Source organism: Pantoea sp. S-LA4, assembly GCF_054482835.1.
In genome coordinates this window covers 3,325,144-3,349,405 of record NZ_JBTLRC010000002.1, presented here as the reverse complement: position 1 = coordinate 3,349,405, position 24,262 = coordinate 3,325,144, and the positions used below count along the sequence as shown (strand labels likewise).

Here is a 24,262-nt window from a genome sequence, read left to right as displayed (position 1 = left end):
AGTCTCTCAAATGCTTGCAGTCTGCAGCGTTGAAAAACGCCTGTGGGTTGTGAGGTTAAGCGACTAAGCGTACACGGTGGATGCCCTGGCAGTCAGAGGCGATGAAGGACGTGCTAATCTGCGTAAAGCGACGGTAAGGTGATATGAACCGCTACAGCCGTCGATGTCCGAATGGGGAAACCCGGTGCACTCAGTGCATCATTGCAGCATGAATACATAGTGCTGCAAGGCGAACCGGGGGAACTGAAACATCTAAGTACCCCGAGGAAAAGAAATCAACCGAGATTCCCCCAGTAGCGGCGAGCGAACGGGGAGCAGCCCAGAGCCTGAATCAGCTTGTGTGTTAGTGGAAGCGTCTGGAAAGTCGCAGGGTACAGGGTGATACTCCCGTACACAAAAACACACATGCTGTGAGCTCGATGAGTAAGGCGGGACACGTGGTATCCTGTCTGAATATGGGGGGACCATCCTCCAAGGCTAAATACTCCTGACTGACCGATAGTGAACCAGTACCGTGAGGGAAAGGCGAAAAGAACCCCGGCGAGGGGAGTGAAACAGAACCTGAAACCGTGTACGTACAAGCAGTGGGAGCCTTCTTTATGGGGGTGACTGCGTACCTTTTGTATAATGGGTCAGCGACTTATATTCTGTAGCAAGGTTAACCGTATAGGGGAGCCGCAGGGAAACCGAGTCTTAACTGGGCGTTAAGTTGCAGGGTATAGACCCGAAACCCGGTGATCTAGCCATGGGCAGGTTGAAGGTTGGGTAACACTAACTGGAGGACCGAACCGACTAATGTTGAAAAATTAGCGGATGACCTGTGGCTGGGGGTGAAAGGCCAATCAAACCGGGAGATAGCTGGTTCTCCCCGAAAGCTATTTAGGTAGCGCCTCGTGAACTCATCTTCGGGGGTAGAGCACTGTTTCGGCTAGGGGGCCATCCCGGCTTACCAACCCGATGCAAACTGCGAATACCGAAGAATGTTATCACGGGAGACACACGGCGGGTGCTAACGTCCGTCGTGAAGAGGGAAACAACCCAGACCGCCAGCTAAGGTCCCAAAGTCATGGTTAAGTGGGAAACGATGTGGGAAGGCACAGACAGCCAGGATGTTGGCTTAGAAGCAGCCATCATTTAAAGAAAGCGTAATAGCTCACTGGTCGAGTCGGCCTGCGCGGAAGATGTAACGGGGCTAAACCATGCACCGAAGCTGCGGCAGCGACACTATGTGTTGTTGGGTAGGGGAGCGTTCTGTAAGCCGTCGAAGGTGTGCTGTGAGGCATGCTGGAGGTATCAGAAGTGCGAATGCTGACATAAGTAACGATAAAGCGGGTGAAAAGCCCGCTCGCCGGAAGACCAAGGGTTCCTGTTCAACGTTAATCGGAGCAGGGTGAGTCGACCCCTAAGGCGAGGCCGAAAGGCGTAGTCGATGGGAAACAGGTTAATATTCCTGTACTTGGTGTTACTGCGAAGGGGGGACGGAGAAGGCTATATCAGCCGGGCGACGGTTGTCCCGGTTTAAGCGTGTAGGTGTGTGTTCCAGGCAAATCCGGTTCACTTTACACTGAGGCGTGATGACGAGGCACTACGGTGCTGAAGTGATAAATGCCCTGCTTCCAGGAAAAGCCTCTAAGCATCAGGTAACACAAAATCGTACCCCAAACCGACACAGGTGGTCAGGTAGAGAATACCAAGGCGCTTGAGAGAACTCGGGTGAAGGAACTAGGCAAAATGGTGCCGTAACTTCGGGAGAAGGCACGCTGGCGCGTAGGTGGAGGGACTTGCTCCCCGAGCCGAAGCCAGTCGAAGATACCAGCTGGCTGCAACTGTTTATTAAAAACACAGCACTGTGCAAACACGAAAGTGGACGTATACGGTGTGACGCCTGCCCGGTGCCGGAAGGTTAATTGATGGGGTTATCCGCAAGGAGAAGCTCTTGATCGAAGCCCCGGTAAACGGCGGCCGTAACTATAACGGTCCTAAGGTAGCGAAATTCCTTGTCGGGTAAGTTCCGACCTGCACGAATGGCGTAATGATGGCCAGGCTGTCTCCACCCGAGACTCAGTGAAATTGAACTCGCTGTGAAGATGCAGTGTACCCGCGGCAAGACGGAAAGACCCCGTGAACCTTTACTACAGCTTGACACTGAACATTGAGCCTTGATGTGTAGGATAGGTGGGAGGCTTTGAAGCGCAGACGCCAGTCTGCGTGGAGCCAACCTTGAAATACCACCCTTTAATGTTTGATGTTCTAACGTGGCCCCGTGATCCGGGGTGCGGACAGTGTCTGGTGGGTAGTTTGACTGGGGCGGTCTCCTCCTAAAGCGTAACGGAGGAGCACGAAGGTCAGCTAATCACGGTCGGACATCGTGAGGTTAGTGCAATGGCATAAGCTGGCTTGACTGCGAGAGTGACGGCTCGAGCAGGTGCGAAAGCAGGTCATAGTGATCCGGTGGTTCTGAATGGAAGGGCCATCGCTCAACGGATAAAAGGTACTCCGGGGATAACAGGCTGATACCGCCCAAGAGTTCATATCGACGGCGGTGTTTGGCACCTCGATGTCGGCTCATCACATCCTGGGGCTGAAGTAGGTCCCAAGGGTACGGCTGTTCGCCGTTTAAAGTGGTACGCGAGCTGGGTTTAGAACGTCGTGAGACAGTTCGGTCCCTATCTGCCGTGGGCGCTGGAGAATTGAGGGGGGTTGCTCCTAGTACGAGAGGACCGGAGTGAACGCACCACTGGTGTTCGGGTTGTCATGCCAATGGCATTGCCCGGTAGCTAAGTGCGGAAAAGATAAGTGCTGAAAGCATCTAAGCACGAAACTTGCCCCGAGATGAGTTCTCCCTGACTCCTTGAGAGTCCTGAAGGGACGTTGAAGACGACGACGTTGATAGGCCGGGTGTGTAAGCGCAGCGATGCGTTGAGCTAACCGGTACTAATGACCCGTGAGGCTTAACCTTACAACGCCAGAGGCGTTTTTGAGAGACAGATTTTCAGCTTGTTACCGGATACGTTTGTGTCCTGCGGACACGGGTCCGGAGGATTTTGCGCTGAGGCAGGGCGGCAACCGAGCGATACGAAGGAGCATACTGAAGTATGTGACGGAGTAGCGCGAGGGCGGCCAACGCAGCATCAGCACAAAAGACACAGGACAGAGCACAAAGAATTTGCCTGGCGGCTGTAGCGCGGTGGTCCCACCTGACCCCATGCCGAACTCAGAAGTGAAACGCCGTAGCGCCGATGGTAGTGTGGGGTCTCCCCATGCGAGAGTAGGGAACTGCCAGGCATCAAATTTAGTGTGCTGATATGGCTCAGTTGGTAGAGCGCACCCTTGGTAAGGGTGAGGTCCCCAGTTCGACTCTGGGTATCAGCACCAGTTAAGGCATGAGTTCGGTAAATAAAGAATTTGCCTGGCGGCTGTAGCGCGGTGGTCCCACCTGACCCCATGCCGAACTCAGAAGTGAAACGCCGTAGCGCCGATGGTAGTGTGGGGTCTCCCCATGCGAGAGTAGGGAACTGCCAGGCATCAAATAAGAGAGAGCCCTTCGCATATGCGAAGGGCTTTTTTCGTTGTGGCAATCGCCAGAATCTCTCCTTTTCTCCATTGCAAACCACCCTGTCCAGCACTAGCCGCCTCTGTTATACAGCCAATAAAAAACCCGGCACCAGGCCGGGTAATAGAGATTGTGTGCTACGTCAGTGAATCACCTGCGACAGGAAGGCGCGGGTGCGTTCTGATTTAGGATGAGCGAAGAACTCCTGCGGTGGCGCCACTTCAACGATCTCACCCCGATCCATAAAGATCACACGGTCCGCAACGGTACGGGCAAAGCCCATTTCATGGGTAACGCACAGCATGGTCATGCCATCCTCAGCCAGCCCAATCATAGTATCCAGCACTTCCTTCACCATCTCAGGATCGAGCGCTGAGGTCGGCTCATCAAACAACATGATTTTGGGTTTCATGCAGAGCGAGCGGGCGATGGCAACACGCTGCTGCTGACCGCCGGAGAGCTGGCCAGGAAACTTGTGCGCATGTTCGGCGATACGCACCCGCTGCAGATAATGCATCGCCAGCTCATCGGCCTCTTTCTTAGGGATCTTTCTGACCCAGGACGGCGCCAGCGTACAGTTCTGTAATACGGTCAGATGCGGAAACAGATTAAAGTGCTGGAAGACCATTCCCACTTCGGTACGGACCCGCTCAATGTTGCGCACATCCTCATTCAGATGAATACCATCGACGACAATGCGCCCCTGCTGATGCTCTTCAAGATGGTTTATGCAGCGAATGGTGGTCGACTTACCGGAGCCGGATGGACCACACAGCACGATGCGCTCGCGGGGTTTAACCTGCAGGTTGATGTCTTTCAGTACGTGAAACTGCCCGTACCATTTATTCACGTTCTCAAGCGAGATCATCAACGCGTCGGAAGAGTGTGTCATAGAGTGTGTCATGTAAAACCTCAGTGCGATTTACGCCCGGTGTGAAAGCGCTTTTCCAGGTACTGGCTGTAGCGCGACATGCTAAAACAGAAAATCCAATAGACCAGCGCAGCAAAGACATAACCTTCAGTCGACATGCCCAGCCACGTCGGATCGACGGTAGCCTGCTGGACGCTGCTGAACAGATCGAACAGGCCGATGATGATCACCAGGCTGGTATCTTTAAACAGCGCAATGATGGTATTCACCAGGCCCGGGATGGTCATCTTGAGGGCCTGCGGCAGAATCACCAGCATCTGCGTCTTCCAGTAGCCCAGCGCCAGTGACTCGGCGGCTTCATACTGGCCTTTCGGCAGCGCCTGCAAACCGCCACGCACCACCTCAGCCACATAGGCGGACTGGAATAAAATGACCCCAACCAGCGCACGCACCAATTTGTCGATGGTAGTGCCTTCAGCCATAAACAGCGGCAGCATCACGGATGACATAAATAGCACGGTGATCAGAGGTACGCCGCGCCAGAACTCGATGAAGATAATCGACAGCGTACGCACGACCGGCATCTTTGAGCGACGTCCCAGCGCCAGTAAAATTCCCAGCGGCAAAGCGCCGGCAATCCCGACCGATGCGATAATCAGCGTCAGGGTTAAGCCGCCCCACTGGCGGGTTTCGACCCGCTCCAGTCCCAGATAGCCGCCATAAAGCAGAAACCAGACGATGACCGGATAAGCAATTGCCCAGAGTGCAATGTAGCGTCCACGGTACGGCAGGCTTTTGATAAACATCGGGATAATCGACAGCAGTCCAATTACCAGCGCCAGGTTAATCCGCCAGCGCAATTCATGCGGATAAAGCCCATACATGAACTGGCCAAAACGGGCATGGATAAAGACCCAACAGGCGCCCTCTTTGGTGCAGTCAGCACGGGTGGTACCGAACCAGTTAGCCTGAAAGATCAGCCAGTTCAGCGCAGGCGGAATAACGTGCCAGATCACCCAGATGCAAAACAGCGTGAGCAGGGAGTTAAACCAGCTGGAAAATAAATTCTTACGCGCCCAACGCCAGGCGCGACTCGCCAGATTCGTCGGGACGGGGGGCGTTTCATGTGTGGTAACAGACATAGTCATCCCGTTCTCTTAACGCTCAACCAGCGCAATTTTGCGGTTATAGAGGTTCATTAGCAGTGAAATCAGCAGGCTGATGATCAGATAAACGCCCATGGTGATAGCAATGGTCTCAATCGCCTGGCCGGTCTGATTCAGTACTGAACCGGCAAACAGCGACACCATATCGGGATAACCGATGGCGGCAGCCAGTGAGGAGTTTTTCACGATGTTCATATACTGGCTGGTCAGCGGAGGAATAATCACGCGCATTGCCTGCGGGATAATCACCTGCCGCAGCGTTACCGGATTAGGCAGGCCCAGCGAACGTGCCGCCTCATGTTGCCCGTACGGTACCGACTGAATCCCCGAGCGAATCACTTCAGCAATAAACGATGAGGTATAGATCGACAACGCCAGGGTCAGCGCCGCCAGCTCAGGGATCATCACTGAGCCGCCACGGAAGTTAAAACCGCGTAGCTGTGGCACGTCCCAGTGGGTCGCCGCGCCAAAACCGAGATGCGCAATCAGCGGGAACAGAATCAGCATCGCGATAGCCGCCGGCCATGAGCGACGTAACTGACCAGTTTTCAGCTGATGTTTACGGTTAAAACGGTACAGGCCGTAACTGCCGGCAATAGCCAGCAGCAGCGCAATCACAAACGGCCAGCTGCCTGCTGCATAGGTTGGCCAGGGGACGTATAAACCACGGTTGCTGACATAGGCCAGGTCAAAAGCATTCAGCGCCTGACGCGGGCCAGGCAGATTGCGTAACACCGCAAAGTACCAGAAGAAGATCTGCAGCAGCGGCGGAATATTACGGAAAGTTTCGATATAGATATTGGAAAGTTTCCGCAACAGCCAGTTGTCAGAAAGCCGCGCAAGACCAATAGCGAAGCCGAGAATGGAGGCAAAGACGATACAGAGCGCGGAGACCAGCAGGGTATTGGTCAACCCGACCATAAACACGCGCGCGTAAGTATCTCCTTCGGTGTACTCAATCAGGTGCTGAACAATACCAAAACCGGCAGTGCGCTCAAGGAATCCAAACCCGGAAGTGATACCGCGATTGGCCAGGTTGATAATGGTGTTATGCACCAGATAACCCACCACACCAAGCACCGCGACTATCGCTATGAGCTGATAAAGCCAGGCGCGAACCGTGGGATTACCGAATGAAAAATCCCTTTTCACGGTTGGGCGTTGTGACATGTTGAAACCTCAGTAACGAAAGCTGGGGTAGGGCACCGCAGAATACGGTGCCCGATTGGCGAGGAGTATTAACGTACTGGCGGTGCGTACTGAATGCCGCCCTGGTTCCACAACGCATTCTGACCACGAGCGATCTTCAATGCGCTATCTTTACCCACGTTACGATCGAAACTTTCCTGATAGTTGCCCACTTGCTTGATGATGTTGTAGGCCCATTTGTTGTCCAGTTTCAGATCCTTGCCAAAATCACCCTCAGCACCCAGCAGATGGGCCATATCTGGCGTAGTCGGTTTGGCGGTCATCTCATCAACGTTTTTCGAGGAAACGCCCATCTCTTCAGCATTCAGCATGGCGTAGAGTGACCACTTAACGATGGTGAACCAGTCATCATCACCGCGGCGAACGACCGGGCCCAGCGGTTCTTTAGAAATCACTTCTGGCAGCACGATAAATTCGTCAGGCTTGCCCAGCTTGATGCGTAACGCATAGAGCTGAGACTGGTCAGAGGCCAGCGTATCGCAGCGGCCGCTATCCAGCGCTTTGGCCGATTCGTCGGAGCGATCAAAGGTCACCGGCGTATATTGCATCTTATTGGCTTTAAAGAAGTCCGCCACGTTCAGCTCGGTATCGGTACCCGCCTGAATACAGACAGTAGCGCCGTCCAGTTCTTTAGCACTTTTCAGCCCAGCTTTCTGGTGAGTCAGGAAGCCAATACCGTCGTAATAATTGACGCCAGCAAACAGGAAGCCCATGCCGCCATCACGTGATGAGGTCCAGGTGGTATTGCGCGACAGGATATCGACTTCACCTGACTGCAGCGCGGTAAAACGCTCTTTAGCGGTCAGCGGGGTATATTTCACTTTGGTCGCATCGCCAAACACCGCTGCGGCCGCCGCACGGCAGACATCAACATCGATACCGGTAAACTTGCCGCTGGCATCGGCATAGGAGAAGCCGGGTAAACCGTCACTGATACCGCATTGAATAAAGCCTTTCTTCTTTATCGCATCCAGCGTCGTGCCAGCGTGAGCCTGCTGAGCAACGGCCAACAGCGAGGCCGCAGCAACCAGCGTGGAGAGCATCATCTTTTTCATAAAGCATCCTGTGTGGAGGAATCATGTTGTTATGTTTGCGCACTTTAGTGTGCGTTTTTCCTGTCTGTGGCGGTCAGCCATCCACGACTCTGCAAACCTGATGCCAGGTTTGCAGGGCCCTGAATTATCATGAAAGAACGGTTAATAATCGGAAGCAGCGGGAAAGTTCCGCTAATATGGCGCACCAAAAGGAAGCAATGCGAGTCGACCCGATCACATTTAGTGCAAATAGTTTCACTATATGGAAGCAATGTGAGCCATCACTCAGGCGCAAATGTATGCAGGAGATGCTTTGCTTTTAAAGGCGTGCAGGATCACAGAAGCCAGCGCTGACCGGGAATCGCCGGGCGGGCTGACGTACCGGAGAGGCGACGTCGGGAGAGAAGAGTGAGAAAGCGAGGCAGTGAAATATCACGGCAGCGATTGCAACTATAGTTACCATATTGACGATAACTGTTTCACCTGAATTGCCGATGCTTTGTGGAACAGCGCACAAATAAAAACGCCAGCCCGAAGGCTGGCGTAATTAACAGACAGAACCAGAATCAGTTCATGCCGTATTTTTTCAATTTCTTACGCAGCGTACCGCGGTTGATACCCATCATCAGGGCAGCACGGGTCTGGTTGCCACGGGTATACTGCATCACCATGTCCAACAGAGGCTGCTCGACTTCAGCCAAAACCAGCTCATACAGGTCACTTACATCCTGACCGTTCAGTTGAGCAAAATAGTTCTTCAGTGCCTGTTTAACCGAATCACGCAAAGGTTTTTGAGTTACCTGATCCTGTGAGTTAACGGTAGAAACGGTCAGTACGTCAGAATTTACGCGTTGTTCGAACATAGTTCTTTCAGCTCTTTATTTCGTTACGCAAGATTTTCGAAGTATGCCTCCAACGCCTCCAGCTGTTCGCTGGCATCCTCAATGGCGTTGAATGTGCGCCGAAACTGGTCATTCGGGGCGTGCTCCTGGAGATACCAGGAGACGTGCTTTCGCGCTATACGGTATCCCTTGCCTGAACCGTAAAAGTCGTGCAGCTCACGTATATGCGAAACAAGCAAGCGCTTGACCTCTGCCATTGGCAGCGGGGCAAGCAGCTCCCCAGTGTCCAGATAATGCTGGATTTCCCGGAAGATCCACGGTCTTCCCTGAGCAGCGCGTCCTATCATCAGAGCATCGGCCCCTGTATAGTCGAGCACCGCTCTGGCTTTATGCGGGTCAGTTATGTCTCCATTCGCGATAATCGGAATAGAGACACTCTGCTTAACTGTCCGAATGCTGTCATATTCAGCTTCCCCGTTGAACAGGCAGGCACGAGTGCGGCCATGTATCGTCAGAGCCTGAATACCACAACGTTCAGCCAATTGGGCAATCGCGACACAGTTCCTGTTTTCAGGATCCCAGCCAGTACGAATTTTCAGTGTTACCGGCACATCCACTGCATTGACCACTGCGGAGAGAATTGACTCCACCACGGCGGGATATTGCAGCAAGGCTGAACCCGCCATTTTGCGGTTAACCTTTTTGGCAGGGCAGCCCATATTAATGTCGATAACCTGTGCACCGGCCTCAACATTAATCCGTGCAGCTTGCGCCATTTCGCTGGGATCGCAACCGGCAATTTGCACGGCGCGAATGCCTGGCTCATCACTGTGCACCATGCGTAAACGAGATTTGTCACTGGCCCAGACTTCCGGGTTCGAAGACAACATCTCAGAAACTGCCATGCCTGCACCCATTTCATGACACAGCGTCCTGAATGGCCTGTCGGTAATCCCGGCCATAGGGGCTGCAATCAGTCGATTTCTCAGCTGGAGGTTTCCAATACGCATGAAGTCAGAATGGCCATACTGTGTCTGCAAGGCGGCGTATATTACGCATTTTTTCCTGAAGATGAAAGGCCAAACTTTGAACAATCAGCAAGAAAGATCAATGAAATCCGGGTGATCACTCCGCCATTTACAAAATAACCATAATTATCAGACAATTAGATATTAATGCTGAAATTGTGAACAAACGTTTTTCCGAAAAAGCAGCCTGTTTAACCAGATAATAAACGTCACATGCCGTGATTAACGATACAAGCAACCATTCAGCATGCAGAAAGCCCGCACCTTACGCTACGGGCTGGCCGGAGAGGCTCTGCAGCCGGTTCAGTGCAAATCCGGGAGGCTGTCAGGCGACAAAATCATGCGCTGGATTCAGGCCTTCACGCCGGTGATCCGGCACCACTCTTCTTTGACCGCAACCGGGTCGAGCGCGAACTGCTCAGCATAGGCTTCGCAGACGCCTTCGGCCTGGCTCTCTAATACACCAGAGAGTCCAAGGTGACCGCCCGGCTTTGGCAGTACGCTAATCAGCGGGGCCAGTTCACGTAATGGACCGGCCAGGATATTAGCGACCACCACATCCGCTTGCAGGTTCTCCGGCTGCTGGTGGGGCAGATAGAGCGACAGACGATCGGAAACGCCATTGCGTTCAGCATTATCGCGACTGGCCTGGATCGCCTGCGGATCGATATCAATACCAATGGCCTGCGCTGCACCGAGCTTCAGCGCAGCGATCGCCAGGATCCCCGAGCCACAGCCAAAGTCGATCACCGTTTTCCCGGTCAGATCCAGTCCATCCAGCCAGGTCAGGCAGAGCGAGGTGGTGGGATGGGTGCCGGTGCCAAAGGCCAGGCCTGGATCGAGCATCACATTCACCGCCGTCGGATCGGGCACATCGCGCCAGCTTGGGCAGATCCACAGCCGTTCGCCAAAACGCATCGGGTGGAAGTTCTCCATCCATTCGCGTTCCCAGTCTTTATCTTCGATCTGTTCGATCTTGTGTCGGAAATCAGCACCTAACAGCGGATGTTGTGCCAGTTCAGCGACAATGGCGTCCATGTCACTTTCCGCATCGAACAGGCCGATCACATCCGTATCGCCCCACAGGCGGGTTTCGCCCGGCAGTGGCTCATAGACCGGATTATCATGGGTATCCTGAAAGGTGACGGAGACCGCACCGGTCTCCATCAGCGCATCGCTCAGCGTTTCAGCATGTTCACCCGAGCTGTTTATCTTGATTTGAATCCACGGCATAACGTCTCTCTTACGTTCATTGTTGCGGCGCGTCGGCAGTTTGCGGCGCGCGTCCAAACAGGTTACCCACTAAAAACGCCAGCAGGCTTAAAAGCAGGGAAGGCACAATCGGATGGAAGCCCATGATTTGCAGGTTAAGGCTCGCCAGAAACGCGTAGCAACCGCCACCGGTAACCATACCGGTGATGGCTCCTGCCGCATTGGCACGTTCCCAGTAAAGGCCCAGCACCAGCGGCCAGAGGAATACCGCCTCCAGGCCGCCAAACGCCAGCAGGTTGAGCCAGATGATCATATCAGGCGGATTCCAGGCGGCAATCAGCAGCAGAATGCCCAGCACAAAGGTAATGCCGCCAGATAACAGCCGCAGCCGCGGCTCATTTTCCATCTGCTGCGGCGCAACGCGCAGATAGAGATCTTTAATCAGCGTAGCGGATGCCTGCAACAGTTGGGCATTGATGGTCGACATAATCGCCGCCATCGGGGCCGCCAGAAACAGTCCAGCGGCCAGCGGCGGCAGCACGGTGATCATTAAGGTGGGGATCACCCGGTCCGGCACCGTCAGATCGGGCAGGATGGCCCGTCCCAGCGCGCCCGCCAGATGCATACCCAGCATCAGGATCACCACCACAATGGTGCCAAGGATAATCGCCCGATGTACCGCCTTGCTGTCTTTATAGGAGATGCAGCGTACCGCGGTATGCGGCAGGCCGATCACGCCAAAGCAGACCAGCACGATAAATGAGCTCAGAAAGGTCGGGGTAATGATCTCGCCTGGTCCCTGCGGCGACAGTAATTGCGGATCTATAGCGTGCAGCTTCTGCACGGCGGTGCTCAGCCCGCCCGCCTGATGGATCACGGCGAACAGCAGCAGGAAGGTGCCGATCAGCATCACCACGCCCTGCATCGCGTCATTGAGCACGCTGGCGCGGAAGCCACCAAAGGCGGTATAGAGCGCAATGGTGCCGCCGAAAATCAGTAAGCCGGTGTCATACGGAATCCCCGCCGCGGTTTCCAGCAATCGCGCACCGCCGATAAACTGCACCGTCATGGCACCAATGAACGCCACCAGCAGGCTCAGGCTGGCCAGCCAGATCAGTAGCGGACTCTGATAGCGCGCATAAAGCATGTCATTCAGCGTCACCGCATTATGCTTACGCGCCAGGATAGCGAATTTCTTGCCCAGCACGCCGAGCGACAGCCAGACGGCAGGAACCTGAACCATCGCCAGCAATACCCATCCCAGGCCATATTTATAGGCGGCACCGGGTCCGCCAATAAACGAGCTGGCGCTGATATAGGTGGTCGTGAGGGTCATGGCCAGCACAAACCCGCCCATTGAGCGGCTGCCAAGAAAATATTCGGTCAGGAAGTTGCCCTGACGCTGTTTACGGACCGCGAAGACTGACAGCGCGGCGATCAGCACCAGATAAATTAAGAGAGGCAGGATAATGTCAAAATTCATTTTTATCCTCCAGCGACATGTCGCGGAAAATCACGCGGACCATCAGCCAGCATAAAAAAATGAACAGCAGAGGCGCAAAGACGCAGGAGAGTTCGAACCAGCGCGGTAAGCCGGTGATCCCCATTTCGCTCCCGCCCAGCCAGGCGGAAAGCCCCCAAACAGCCAGCCAGAGCAGGGTCAGATAGAGTGACCAGCGGGCCTCTTTATGCGCCTGAATAAAACGAGCATCCATGATTCAACCTTAACGCCAGCGGCAAAAGAAAAAGGCCGGATTAACCGGCCTCTGACTAACTCAGCGTTGCGATTACTTCTCGTGCAAGCCGAGTTTTTTCTCCAGATAGTGGATATTGGTTCCACCGTGCTGGAAGTTTTCGTCGGACATGATCTTCATCTGCAGTTCAATGTTGGTCTTGATACCGTCGATGATCAGTTCCGCCAGCGCATTCTTCATGCGGGCAATGGCCACTTCACGGGTTTCGCCGTAGGTGATCAGCTTGCCGATCATGGAATCGTAGTAAGGCGGTACGCTGTAACCCGAATAGATGTGCGATTCCCAGCGCACGCCAAAACCGCCTGGCGCGTGGAAGCGGGTGATTTTACCCGGGCTCGGCAGGAAGGAAACCGGATCTTCAGCGTTGATACGGCATTCAACCGCATGTCCGCGAATGATCACATCTTCCTGTTTGATCGACAGTGGCTGACCAGCAGCGATACGCAGCTGCTCTTTGATCAGATCGACGCCGGTGATCATCTCGGTCACCGGATGCTCAACCTGAATACGGGTGTTCATCTCAATGAAGTAGAACTCACCGTTTTCATACAGGAACTCGAAGGTGCCTGCGCCGCGGTAGCCAATCTCAATACAGGCTTTGGCACAGCGATCGCCGATGAAGCGACGCTGTTCCTCAGTGATACCTGGGCCTGGCGCTTCTTCCACGACTTTCTGATGACGACGCTGCATTGAGCAGTCGCGCTCGCCCAGATAGATGGCGTTGCCCTGACCGTCAGCCAGTACCTGAATCTCGATGTGGCGAGGATTCTCCAGATACTTCTCCATGTAAACCATGTCGTTGTTGAAAGCCGCTTTGGCTTCCGCTTTCGTCATGTTGATGGATTGTTCCAGATCTTTGTCGCCGCGCACGACGCGCATACCACGACCGCCGCCGCCGCCGGACGCTTTGATGATCACCGGATAACCGATGCGCTTCGCAAAGGCACGGTTCTTTTCCATATCATCGGTCAGCGAGCCGTCGGAGCCCGGTACGGTTGGCACACCGGCTTTCTTCATCGCGTTAATCGCCGACACTTTGTCGCCCATCAGGCGAATGGTGTCTGCTTTCGGGCCGATAAAGATAAAGCCTGAGCGCTCAACCTGCTCGGCAAAATCAGCATTCTCAGAGAGGAAGCCGTAGCCTGGGTGAATCGCCACCGCGCCGGTGATCTCCGCTGCGGAGATCAACGCCGGGATGTTGAGGTAACTTTTGACTGACTGCGCCGGGCCGATGCAGACGGTTTCGTCCGCCAGCAGCACGTGCTTCAGGTCACGATCCGCGCTTGAGTGGACCGCCACAGTCTTGATGCCCAGCTCTTTACAGGCACGCAGAATGCGCAGCGCGATCTCACCGCGGTTAGCAATAACAATTTTATCCAGCATGGTCCGCCCCGTTATTCGATGACAACCAGTGGCTCGTCAAATTCGACCGGCTGACCGCTCTCGACCAGAATGGCTTTCACCACACCAGACTTGTCGGCTTCGATCTGGTTCATCATCTTCATGGCTTCAACGATACACAGGGTATCGCCGGCATTCACTTTCTGACCCACTTCGATGAAGGCTTTTGCGTCCGGGCTTGGCGTGCGATAGAACGTCCCGACCATTGGTGAACGCACAATATGGCCGCTGATTTCAGCCGGTGCGGCTTCAGCAATGGCCGCAACGGGCGCGACAGCTGTCGCCAGAGCGGGTTGCTGTACCGGCGCAGCATAAGCCTGCTGCATCATCGGATAACCAACATTTGCAGGTGCACGGCTGATACGAACGGACTCTTCGCCCTCGGAGATTTCCAGCTCGGAGATGCCAGATTCTTCAACCAGTTCGATCAGTTTTTTAATTTTACGAATATCCATGAGTGGGGTTCCGTACTCAGTTTGATTAATTAGTTTGAGACAGGCGTTTTACTGCCGTTTGTAAAGCCCATGTGTAGCCGTCAGCGCCAAGCCCACAGATGACGCCAGCAGATACATCAGATAGATAGGAGTGATGGCGGAAGGGCTCGCGTGCATGCACATTTGAGAGATGAACCTCAATAAACGGAATCGATACCGCTAACAGGGCATCACGCAGCGCGACGCTGGTATGGGTAAACGCGGCAGGATTGATAATGATGTAATCCACATTGCCTTTGGCCTCATGAATGCGATCAATCAGCTGAAACTCAGCGTTGGATTGCAAGTGGCTTAATTCCACATTCAGCTGGTCTGCCTGACGTGCAAGATCGTCCACAATCTGCTGCAGTGTGGTGTGACCATACTTCTCTGGCTCGCGCGTTCCCAACAGATTCAGGTTGGGTCCGTTTAAAAGCAGAATATGTAATTTATGCGCCATCTTGCTGCCATCTCCCGCAATCATTGAGGCATCGCGTAAAATACCTTGCCAATTTCCTTTTGTCACCTTTCACGATGAAAAAGAAGACCCGCCTTGCAATAAAGCCGGGCATTATATCCGTTTCGTGTCATTTCGCAGCAAAATACTGGTCTTATCTGCGAAGATGATCGGATGTGACCCGAAGGCCACATCTTTTAGCAGATAGTCAGGGAGGAAAACAACCACAGAAGGACTAGCGGGGCCACCATTTGAGAAACTTTTTGTAACGCCACGCTAACAACAGCGCAGCGAGCAGTGCATAGATAAGTGGCTGCGGCGACAGGATTTTGACTGACCAGATGTAGTGGATCGGGGCGAGAATTGCGACCAGATAGATGGCGTTATGCAACGTCTGCCAGCGTTTGCCGAGCTTACGTTGCGCCCGCTGGAAAGAGGTCAGCGCCAGGGCCAGTAATATCACCCAACTGATGATACCCAGTGTCAAATAGGGACGAGAAATTAACTCGCTGCCCAGCAGACGCAGATTATCAGCGCCTAATTCCAGCAGGTAGTAGCTCAGCAGATGGAGGCAGGCCCAGACAAAGGTCCAGATACCCAGCAGGCGACGCGTGCGGATCAACAGCGGCTGCTTGCCATAGCGCGCCAGCGGAGAGACCAGCAGCGTGCCCAGCAGCAATTTCAGCGCCATCCGCCCGGTAAAGTGCTGAATATCTTTGGCCGGATCAGCACTTAATCCGCCCTGCATAGCGGCAAGGATCAGATAAACCAGCGGCAGCAGAGCCGCCAGATGCAGAATCACCTTGAGCCAGGTGATCTGTTTTAGCGACAGGCGTACCACTCAGTAATTCTCCCGCAGGTCGAGGCCGCGATAGAGCGAAGCCACCTGCTCGGCATAGCCGTTAAACAGCAGAGTGGGCTGACGCTCCACTTTCAGGCTGCCGCCGGGACCAATAAAGCGCTCGGTGGCCTGCGACCAGCGCGGGTGGTTAACGTGCGGATTAACGTTGGCATAGAAACCATATTCATCCGCCGCGATCTGGTTCCAGGTGGTTGGTGGCTGATTGGCGGTCAGGGTGATTTTGACGATCGACTTAATGCCCTTAAAGCCATATTTCCATGGCACCGTCAGGCGAATCGGCGCGCCATTTTGTGGCGGAAGCGCCTTGCCGTAGACGCCGGTGCTCAGCAGTGTCAGCGGGTGCATCGCTTCATCAAGCCGTAATCCCTCAACATAAGGATAATTAAGCCCGCCACCAATAAAGCGATCTTTCTGACCCGGCATCTGCTCGGGATCGTACAGCGTCTGGAAAGCCACAAAACGTGCTTTGCTGGTGGGTTCGGCCAGAGAGAGAAGCTTGCCCAGCTCAAAGCCGACCCACGGCACCACCATCGACCAGGCCTCGACACAACGCATGCGGTAGATACGCTGCTCCATGGCAAAACGTTTGAAGATGTCATCCATATCCAGAGTGATCGGCCTGGCTACCTCACCATCAATAGTGAGTTTCCAGGGATCGGTTTTCAGCGTGCCGGCATTGGCGGCGGGATCGGCTTTATCCAGACCAAACTCATAGAAGTTGTTATAGCCAGAAACCTTTTCCGCTGGCGTCAGTGTCAGGTCGGCCTGGTACTGCGGCGGCTTGCTAAAGTCCAGCGCACGGCCGGCGGGTGCAGCGGGACGATCGTTGCCTTTAAACCAGCTGAGAATATCGGCCTTTGCCACGCCCGGCATACCCATCGCGGCCGCGCTCAGTCCCAGCGTCTTCAGCACCTGGCGGCGCTTCATATTAAAAATCGTTTCCGGCGTTACGTCGGCTTCCGTCAGAACATTGTTGCGCTTCATGGTGCACTCTCCAGCCGTGGTCTTATTGACCAGCATGATGACTATTACCGATCGCAGCCAGTTTCGCCGATAAAATGTGAAATTTCCTGGCTGACCGGTGCGATGAGAATGCACCGAAAAGCGCCGGGATCAACATCAGCGCTGCTTTCCCGACGATATACTTCCGCTTCAGTCGTCACGGCGCTGTCGCTAAACGCAAATTATGCTATTTTGCTCGCGTTTTCGTCAGGCTGACGGTACAAGGTTGGGTGATCCGGTTATCACCGCAGTAACACAGGCACAGGGATGCGATTAACCACAAAACTTTCTGCGTTTATTACCTTTCTTAGCATACTGGCCATCATATTGATGCTGGTTGGCTGTGCTTTTAGCGTTTTCTGGTTCAGCCATCAGCGTGGCGAACAGCGCGCGCAGGTACTGGCAACCGAAGTGGACAAGGCGCTGTTTACCCAGACTCCTGCTCAGTTAGATAGCTGGATTACGCGATTAATGCCGATCATTAATGCCGAGCAGGTTTCACTCTACAGCGGTGACCACACCTTTTTTACGCTATCCCGTCACGAAAATCTGATGCTGGATAACCAGCCTAATCGTTTTATTCAGTTCGACGTGCCGTTGATCCATCAGCCTGGTATGCATCTGCGGGTGGTGACTCTCGATCCGGCCAGGACCTGGCTGCGTTCCATTATCGGAGCGTACGCGCTGGGCACGCTGTCAACGGTGATGCTGGTGATGAGTCTGCTGCTGTTTATTCTGCATCGCTGGCTCCGCCGTCAGTGGCGCGGCATGGAGCACCTTGAAGTCCGTGCCGGGGCGATCATCGACGGTGAACGCGGCGTGATGCCGAAACGTAATCTGGATGAGTGGCCGCCGAAAGCAAGCCGCGCGCTGGATGTGCTGCTCTCCGATCTGCAGGAAGCGGGTGAACAGCGTCTGCGCATCGATACGCTGATCCGTACCTTTGCGGCGCAGGATGGTCGTACCGGCCTGAATAATCGACTGTTCTTTGATAACCAGCTCGCCACGTTGCTGGAAGATCAGGAGGATGTCGGTACCCACGGCGTTGTGATGATGATTCGCCTGCCGGATCTGGACATGCATAGCGAAACGCTGGAGCCAGGCCTGGTCGACGAGTACCTGTTTAATTTCGTCAACATGCTCTCGACCTTTGTGCTGCGCTATCCTGGCGCATTGCTGGCCCGCTACTTTCGCAGTGATTTTGCCGTATTGCTGCCGCACCGCAGCCTGAAAGAGGCCAACAGCATTGCCGATCAGCTGATTAACGCCGTCGATTCTCTGCCGCCGATGCGGATGGTGAACCGCGATGATCTGATTCATATCGGTATCAGCGCCTGGCACAGCGGACAGACCGTGCCACAGGTGATGGAAAACGCCGAAATGGCGACCCGACGGGCGGCGCTGTTAGGCGGCAATAACTGGACCAACGGTGCCGGTAATCCGCTGGATGCCGGGCGCGGAAGCGTGCGCTGGCGAACGCTGCTGGAAAATACCCTGAGCCGCGGCGGCCCGCGTCTGTATCAGAAACCGGCGGTGAGTATCGAGGGTAAGGTGCAGCATCGCGTGATGCTGACCCGGATTTTTGACGGCGATAAAGAGGTGCTGGCGGCCGAATATATGCCGCTGGTGCAACAGCTCGGCATGGCCGACAGCTGGGATCGCCAGCTGGTGACGCGCATCGCGGCCTTATCGGAGCTCTGGCCGGAAGAGACGCTGGTATTGCCGGTCACGATCGACTCGCTGTTACACCGTTCTTTTGTGCTCTGGCTGCAGAATATGTTGCTGCAATGCCCGAAAGGACAAAGAAAGCGATTTTTATTTGAACTTGCCGAGGCAGATGTCTGTCAACACATCAATCGTTTAACGCCAGTATTTCGCGCACTTAAGGCATTTGGTTGTCGTATCGCGGTCAATCAGGCGGGTTTAACGGTGGTCAGTAGCGCCTATATCCGACAACTTCCGGTGGAACTGATCAAGCTTGATGCCGGTCTGGTGCGCAACATTGAGCGCCGTACCGAAAATCAGCTCTTTGTGCAGAGCCTGCTGGAAGTCTGTAAATCAACCCATACCCAGGTGTTTGCTGCCGGGGTGCGGACGAAAGCCGAGTGGCAGACGCTGGTGGCATTGGGTGTTGCAGGCGGTCAGGGCGACTTCTTTGCGCCTTCGCTTCCGGTAAACAGTAACGTGAAGAAGTATTCCCAACGTTACCGTATTTAGCGGATTGCGAACTTTTTGACGGCGACGCCGCCCTTTTTTAGCGTTGAGTCAGGATGACGTCGCAAATGAGCCTGTCGGAAATGTTAGATTTTATGTCGGAAACAAGGGTGCGAAATGCCATGAAAACCGGAGCCGATGGCGTGTTGTCGCCATTCTGCTGCCACTGATGGCCGGTTCAGATGACTTAAACGCAATTTGGCGTCTTTTTTCACCGAAGCAGAACGTTTTTGCGCCTTGTGGCAGCTTCGTGTGGTTGGTAAAGTAAGCGGATTTTATTTTCCGCCCCCAGCTTGCAGGATTATCCCTTAGTATGTTTAAAAAATTTCGTGGCATGTTTTCCAATGACTTGTCCATTGACCTGGGTACCGCGAATACCCTGATTTATGTGAAAGGACAGGGCATCGTGCTGAACGAGCCTTCCGTGGTAGCTATTCGCCAGGATCGTGCCGGTTCGCCGAAAAGTGTCGCGGCCGTGGGTCATGACGCAAAACAGATGCTTGGCCGTACGCCAGGCAACATCGCAGCCATTCGCCCGATGAAAGATGGCGTTATTGCTGACTTTTTCGTCACCGAAAAGATGCTGCAGCACTTCATCAAACAAGTCCACAGCAACAGTTTTATGCGTCCCAGCCCGCGTGTGCTGGTCTGCGTCCCCGTTGGGGCCACGCAGGTTGAACGTCGTGCCATCCGTGAGTCCGCTCAGGGTGCCGGTGCGCGTGAAGTCTTCCTGATTGAAGAGCCGATGGCGGCTGCGATCGGTGCTGGCCTGCCCGTGTCGGAAGCAACCGGTTCAATGGTAGTCGATATCGGTGGCGGTACCACAGAAGTGGCCGTGATCTCGCTGAACGGCGTGGTCTACTCCTCGTCGGTGCGTATTGGTGGTGACCGTTTCGATGAAGCTATTATCAATTATGTGCGTCGTAACTACGGTTCACTGATTGGTGAAGCGACCGCAGAACGTATCAAGCATGAGATCGGTTCCGCCTATCCGGGCGACGAAGTGCGTGAAATTGAAGTGCGCGGCCGTAACCTGGCTGAAGGGGTACCGCGCGGCTTTACGCTCAACTCCAACGAAATCCTTGAAGCGCTGCAGGAGCCGTTAACCGGCATCGTTAGCGCGGTGATGGTTGCCCTGGAACAGTGTCCGCCTGAACTGGCGTCGGATATCTCCGAGCGTGGCATGGTACTGACCGGCGGGGGTGCGCTGCTGCGTAATCTGGATCGTCTGCTGATGGAAGAGACCGGCATTCCGGTGGTTGTCGCTGAAGATCCGCTGACCTGTGTGGCTCGCGGTGGCGGCAAGGCGCTGGAAATGATCGACATGCATGGCGGCGATTTGTTCAGCGAAGAATAATTGCCTCAACCGGCTGAGAACGTCATGACGATGCGCAGGGAGTCGCGTGTCAACCGGCGCGCTATGCGCCGGTGCAATGCGTCCAGCTCAGGGGAGCACGGTGTTATGCCGGGCTTCCTTACCTGTCGTCGAGGATCATGCAGATTATATGAAGCCGATTTTTAGCAGGGGACCATCCCTGCAGTTGCGTCTTTTCCTGGCTGTCATTGTGGCGATAGCCATTATCATTGCTGACAGCCGTGTGGGTTCGTTTACCCAAATACGCAACTATCTGGATACGTCGGTCAGTCCGTTTTACTTCCTGGCCAATGGGCCGCGCCAGATTCTGGATGGCGTGTCGGAGTCGCTGGCGTCACGTCAGCAACTTGAGCAGGAAAACAAAGCCTTACGTCGCGAGCTCTTCCTGAAAAACAGTAACCTGCTGATGCTGGGGCAATACAAGCAGGAAAACGCACGTCTGCGTGAACTGCTGGGTTCACCGCTGCGTCAGGACGAGCAAAAGATGGTCACCCAGGTTATCTCGACCGGCACTGACCCCTATACCGACCAGGTCGTGATCGACAAAGGCAGCGTTAACGGTGTCTATGAAGGTCAGCCGGTCATTAGTGATAAAGGGGTGGTCGGGCAGGTGATTGCGGTGAGTCAGCTGACCAGCCGCGTGCTGCTGATTTGCGATGCCTCTCATGCGCTGCCGATTCAGGTCTTGCGTAATGACATCCGCGTCATTGCCGCCGGTAACGGCTGTACCGAAGATCTGCAGCTTGAGCATCTGCCGGGCAATACCGATATTCGGGTTGGCGACGTACTGGTTACCTCAGGTATTGGCGGACGCTTCCCGGAAGGCTATCCGGTGGGTGTGGTTTCCTCGGTTAAAGTGGATACCCAACGCGCTTACACTGTGATTCAGGCCCATCCGACCGCTGGCCTGCAGCGCCTGCGCTATCTGCTGCTGCTGTGGGGTGCCGATCGTAACGGTGATATGCCGCTGCCGCAGGATGAAGTGCATCGCGTAGCCAACGAACGGCTGATGCAGATGATGCCGCAGGTTCTGCCGCCTGCGGGTGAAATGGGGCCGCCTGCGCCCGCAGCGCAGATGGGACCGCCGGCACCGGCGACCGGCAGCAGTGCCGGACAGAACAGTTCTTCGCGTTCGCGCGGAGGTCAGCCTTGAGTCGATATCGCAGCCAGGGACGTTGGGTCATCTGGCTCTCTTTCCTGGTTGCGCTGATTCTGCAGATCATGCCGTGGCCGGATGAGATCTATATGTTCCGGCCCTCCTGGCTGTTGTTGATCCTCATCTATTGGGTACTTGCGCTGCCGCATCGGGTTAACGTCGGCAGCGGCTTCCTGATGGGCGCGATTATGGATCTGATCGCCGGCTCCACTCTCGGAGTACGGGCACTGGCGCTCAGCATCATCGCCTACCTGATCGCCTTTAAGTTCCAGTTATTCCGCAACTTAGCGTTGTGGCAGCAAGCGTTAATGGTTATGGTGCTGTCACTGGCTATGGATGTGATTGTCTTCTGGGCTGAATTCCTGGTGATCAACGTTTCATTCCGACCTGAAATTTTCTGGAGCAGTGTCGTCGACGGTATTCTCTGGCCATGGCTATTCTTACTCATGAGAAAGATTCGTCGTCAGTTCGCTGTTCAATAAGGAAATTTATGGTAACCCTCTATCTGGCTTCCGGTTCACCGCGTCGGCGTGAGCTGTTAACTCAACTTGGCCTGGCCTTTGAGCGCATCGTGACTGACGTTGAAGAACAGCGTCAGCCGAATGAGGCGGCGGAAAACTATGTCCGCCGTCTTGCCAACGACAAAGCGCAGGCGGGTGTCAGGCTGGCCGCGCAGGATCTGCCGGTACTCGGCGCAGATACTATCGTGGTGCTGAATGGCGAGGTGCTGGAAAAGCCGCACGATGCTGCCCATGCCGCCGCGATGCTGCATAAGCTCTCCGGACAGACGCATCAGGTGATGACGGCGGTGGCGCTGGCCGATGCTCAGCAGTCTCTTGATTGTGTCGTCATCACGGATGTGACCTTCCGCACCTTAACCACTTCTGACATCACCGACTATATTGCAACCGGTGAGCCGATGGATAAAGCCGGCGCATACGGCATTCAGGGCAGGGGTGGAAACTTCGTCCGCAAAATTAATGGAAGCTATCACGCGGTGGTTGGACTGCCTCTGGTTGAGACTGCAGAGTTGCTCAGCCACTTTCAGTCACTGCGTGCCGTAAGGGGTCAACATGACGGCTGAATTACTGGTTAACGTCACGCCTTCTGAAACGCGTGTTGCCTATATTGATGGCGGCATACTGCAGGAAATTCATATTGAGCGCGAAGCGCGGCGCGGCATCGTCGGCAATATCTACAAAGGCCGGGTCAGCCGTGTCCTGCCGGGGATGCAGGCGGCATTTGTCGATATCGGTCTGGATAAGGCCGCTTTTCTGCACGCTTCCGACATCATGCCGCATACCGAATGCGTGGCGGGCGATGAGAAAAAGAACTTCATCGTGCGGGATATTGCCGAGCTGGTTCGTCAGGGACAGGATCTGGTGGTGCAGGTGGTGAAAGATCCGCTGGGCACCAAAGGCGCGCGGCTGACCACCGATATCACGCTGCCGTCGCGTTACCTGGTGTTTATGCCGGGCGCCTCACACGTCGGCGTTTCACAGCGCATCGAGAGTGAAAAAGAGCGTGAACGTCTCAAAGCGGTGGTAGCCGATTATTGCGACCATCTGGGCGGCTTTATTATCCGCACCGCCGCTGAAGGGATCGGCGAAGAGGAGCTGGCGCAGGACGCCGCCTTTCTCAAGCGTCTGTGGACCAAAGTCAGCGAGCGCAAAAAGCGTAACCAGACCCGCTGTTTGCTCTACGGCGAGCTGGCTTTAGCCCAGCGTATTTTGCGTGATTTCGCCGGCGCAGCGCTGGACCGCATCCGTGTCGATTCGCGTCTCACCTGCGATATGCTGGTGGAATTTACCAGTGAATACATTCCGGAGATGGCCGGTAAGCTGGAGCTCTACAATGGCAAACAGCCGATCTTTGATCTGTTCGACGTTGAAAATGAGATTCAGCGCTCGCTGGATCGCAAAGTTGAACTAAAGTCAGGCGGATACCTGATCATCGATCAAACCGAAGCGATGACCACCATCGATATTAATACCGGTGCCTTTGTCGGCCATCGCAACCTCGATGAGACTATTTTCAATACCAACGTTGAAGCCACGCAGGCGATTGCCCGTCAACTGCGACTGCGTAATCTTGGCGGCATCATCATTATTGATTTCATCGACATGAGCAATGAAGAACATCGCCGCCGGGTGCTGCATTCCCTGGAAACAGCGCTGAGTAAAGATCGGGTGAAAACCGGTATCAGTGGTTTCTCAGCGCTGGGCCTGGTGGAGATGACGCGCAAGCGGACGCGTGAAAGTATTGAGCACGTGCTGTGTGAAGATTGTCCGGTGTGTAAAGGGCGCGGCACGCTGAAGACGGTGGAAACGGTCTGCTACGAGATCATGCGCGAGATCGTGCGGGTCCACCACGCGTATGACGCTGACCGCTTCCTGGTCTACGTCTCGCCGACGGTAGGTGAAGCCCTGAAAACCGATGAGTCACATGCGCTGGCAGAAGTAGAAATCTTTGTCGGCAAACAGGTCAAAGTCCATGTCGAAGCGCTCTATACCCAGGAGCAGTTTGACGTGGTGATGATGTAATATCAGGCACGTCAGCCCGACCGGCTTTTCTCTGATCGTCGGGCTAAAAAATCGCCCTTGTCTGGGATAACATGCGCCTGTCTGGTGCTTTTGTCTGAAGACGGCCGGGT

At 54.7% G+C, this 24,262-nt stretch carries 20 protein-coding genes, 1 tRNA gene and 3 rRNA genes; 10 read left to right on the top strand and 14 right to left on the bottom strand.

Going from position 1 to position 24,262, the window contains the following annotated elements:
- Window positions 1–53: 53 nt before the first annotated feature.
- The 4 genes from ACX3P5_RS16520 to rrf (ACX3P5_RS16505) all read left to right on the top strand — a co-directional run bounded on the left by ACX3P5_RS16520 (window position 54) and on the right by rrf (ACX3P5_RS16505) (window position 3,524).
- Window positions 54–2,959, top strand: a 23S ribosomal RNA gene (locus ACX3P5_RS16520).
- A gap of 210 nt (window positions 2,960–3,169) precedes the next feature.
- Window positions 3,170–3,285 (top strand): 5S ribosomal RNA (rrf, locus tag ACX3P5_RS16515).
- 14 nt (window positions 3,286–3,299) lie between these two features.
- Window positions 3,300–3,375, top strand: a tRNA-Thr gene (locus tag ACX3P5_RS16510).
- Window positions 3,376–3,408: 33 nt separating this feature from the next.
- Window positions 3,409–3,524: ribosomal RNA gene (gene rrf, locus ACX3P5_RS16505) — 5S ribosomal RNA — on the top strand.
- 171 nt (window positions 3,525–3,695) lie between these two features.
- Here rrf (ACX3P5_RS16505) and ACX3P5_RS16500 read toward each other — a convergent pair.
- From ACX3P5_RS16500 to msrP, 14 genes are all read right to left on the bottom strand, one after another.
- Entirely contained in the window at window positions 3,696–4,457 is a 762-nt protein-coding gene (locus ACX3P5_RS16500; protein WP_094121126.1) for an amino acid ABC transporter ATP-binding protein, read from the bottom strand.
- Between the two features lie 8 nt (window positions 4,458–4,465).
- On the bottom strand, window positions 4,466–5,566 hold the full coding sequence (locus ACX3P5_RS16495) for an amino acid ABC transporter permease (RefSeq protein WP_336756681.1): 1,101 nt from the start codon (window positions 5,564–5,566) through the stop codon (window positions 4,466–4,468).
- A 15-nt stretch (window positions 5,567–5,581) separates the two neighbouring features.
- On the bottom strand, window positions 5,582–6,760 hold the full coding sequence (locus tag ACX3P5_RS16490) for an amino acid ABC transporter permease (RefSeq protein ID WP_458969008.1): 1,179 nt from the start codon (window positions 6,758–6,760) through the stop codon (window positions 5,582–5,584).
- Between the two features lie 68 nt (window positions 6,761–6,828).
- Window positions 6,829–7,854: an amino acid ABC transporter substrate-binding protein gene (locus ACX3P5_RS16485; RefSeq protein WP_233986972.1), complete on the bottom strand. Its 1,026-nt coding sequence runs from the start codon at window positions 7,852–7,854 to the stop codon at window positions 6,829–6,831.
- A 545-nt stretch (window positions 7,855–8,399) separates the two neighbouring features.
- Window positions 8,400–8,696, bottom strand: coding sequence for a DNA-binding transcriptional regulator Fis (gene fis / locus ACX3P5_RS16480; protein ID WP_003855228.1), 297 nt, complete (start codon window positions 8,694–8,696; stop codon window positions 8,400–8,402).
- 23 nt (window positions 8,697–8,719) lie between these two features.
- Window positions 8,720–9,685 carry a tRNA dihydrouridine synthase DusB gene (dusB, locus tag ACX3P5_RS16475; RefSeq protein ID WP_031375133.1) on the bottom strand — a complete coding sequence of 322 codons (966 nt, stop codon included), beginning with the start codon at window positions 9,683–9,685 and terminating at the stop codon, window positions 8,720–8,722.
- Between the two features lie 369 nt (window positions 9,686–10,054).
- Entirely contained in the window at window positions 10,055–10,936 is an 882-nt protein-coding gene (prmA, locus tag ACX3P5_RS16470) for a 50S ribosomal protein L11 methyltransferase (protein ID WP_233986973.1), read from the bottom strand.
- A gap of 16 nt (window positions 10,937–10,952) precedes the next feature.
- Entirely contained in the window at window positions 10,953–12,398 is a 1,446-nt protein-coding gene (gene panF, locus ACX3P5_RS16465) for a sodium/pantothenate symporter (protein ID WP_458969007.1), read from the bottom strand.
- A complete protein-coding gene (locus tag ACX3P5_RS16460; protein ID WP_233986975.1) occupies window positions 12,388–12,630 on the bottom strand; it encodes a YhdT family protein in 243 nt (80 codons plus the stop codon). Before ACX3P5_RS16460 ends, panF begins: the two co-directional genes overlap by 11 nt.
- Before the next feature lie 72 nt (window positions 12,631–12,702).
- Window positions 12,703–14,052 (bottom strand): acetyl-CoA carboxylase biotin carboxylase subunit, encoded by a 1,350-nt coding sequence (accC, locus tag ACX3P5_RS16455; protein WP_233986976.1) that lies wholly within the window; start codon window positions 14,050–14,052, stop codon window positions 12,703–12,705.
- A gap of 11 nt (window positions 14,053–14,063) precedes the next feature.
- Window positions 14,064–14,525 (bottom strand): acetyl-CoA carboxylase biotin carboxyl carrier protein, encoded by a 462-nt coding sequence (gene accB / locus ACX3P5_RS16450; protein ID WP_031375128.1) that lies wholly within the window; start codon window positions 14,523–14,525, stop codon window positions 14,064–14,066.
- A gap of 25 nt (window positions 14,526–14,550) precedes the next feature.
- Window positions 14,551–15,003 carry a type II 3-dehydroquinate dehydratase gene (gene aroQ / locus ACX3P5_RS16445; protein ID WP_233988118.1) on the bottom strand — a complete coding sequence of 151 codons (453 nt, stop codon included), beginning with the start codon at window positions 15,001–15,003 and terminating at the stop codon, window positions 14,551–14,553.
- A gap of 232 nt (window positions 15,004–15,235) precedes the next feature.
- Window positions 15,236–15,841 carry a protein-methionine-sulfoxide reductase heme-binding subunit MsrQ gene (gene msrQ / locus ACX3P5_RS16440; protein ID WP_233986977.1) on the bottom strand — a complete coding sequence of 202 codons (606 nt, stop codon included), beginning with the start codon at window positions 15,839–15,841 and terminating at the stop codon, window positions 15,236–15,238.
- On the bottom strand, window positions 15,842–16,846 hold the full coding sequence (gene msrP / locus ACX3P5_RS16435; protein WP_233986978.1) for a protein-methionine-sulfoxide reductase catalytic subunit MsrP: 1,005 nt from the start codon (window positions 16,844–16,846) through the stop codon (window positions 15,842–15,844).
- Window positions 16,847–17,131: 285 nt separating this feature from the next.
- On the opposite strand from msrP, the gene csrD reads away from it, so the two are divergent.
- The 6 genes from csrD to rng all read left to right on the top strand — a co-directional run bounded on the left by csrD (window position 17,132) and on the right by rng (window position 24,152).
- A complete protein-coding gene (gene csrD, locus ACX3P5_RS16430; protein ID WP_233986979.1) occupies window positions 17,132–19,081 on the top strand; it encodes an RNase E specificity factor CsrD in 1,950 nt (649 codons plus the stop codon).
- Between the two features lie 310 nt (window positions 19,082–19,391).
- Window positions 19,392–20,435: a rod shape-determining protein MreB gene (mreB, locus tag ACX3P5_RS16425; protein ID WP_003855260.1), complete on the top strand. Its 1,044-nt coding sequence runs from the start codon at window positions 19,392–19,394 to the stop codon at window positions 20,433–20,435.
- Between the two features lie 148 nt (window positions 20,436–20,583).
- Complete coding sequence (mreC, locus tag ACX3P5_RS16420) at window positions 20,584–21,606, top strand: rod shape-determining protein MreC (protein WP_233986980.1); 1,023 nt, start codon at window positions 20,584–20,586, stop codon at window positions 21,604–21,606.
- Window positions 21,603–22,091, top strand: a complete 489-nt coding sequence (gene mreD, locus ACX3P5_RS16415; RefSeq protein ID WP_233986981.1) for a rod shape-determining protein MreD — start codon at window positions 21,603–21,605, stop codon at window positions 22,089–22,091. The genes mreC and mreD overlap by 4 nt, the downstream gene beginning before the upstream one ends.
- Before the next feature lie 8 nt (window positions 22,092–22,099).
- A complete protein-coding gene (locus ACX3P5_RS16410) occupies window positions 22,100–22,693 on the top strand; it encodes a Maf family protein (RefSeq protein ID WP_233986982.1) in 594 nt (197 codons plus the stop codon).
- The gene (rng, locus tag ACX3P5_RS16405; RefSeq protein WP_233986983.1) at window positions 22,683–24,152 is read left to right on the top strand and encodes a ribonuclease G; all 1,470 of its coding nucleotides are present in this window, start codon (window positions 22,683–22,685) and stop codon (window positions 24,150–24,152) included. The genes ACX3P5_RS16410 and rng overlap by 11 nt, the downstream gene beginning before the upstream one ends.
- Window positions 24,153–24,262 lie beyond the last annotated feature (110 nt).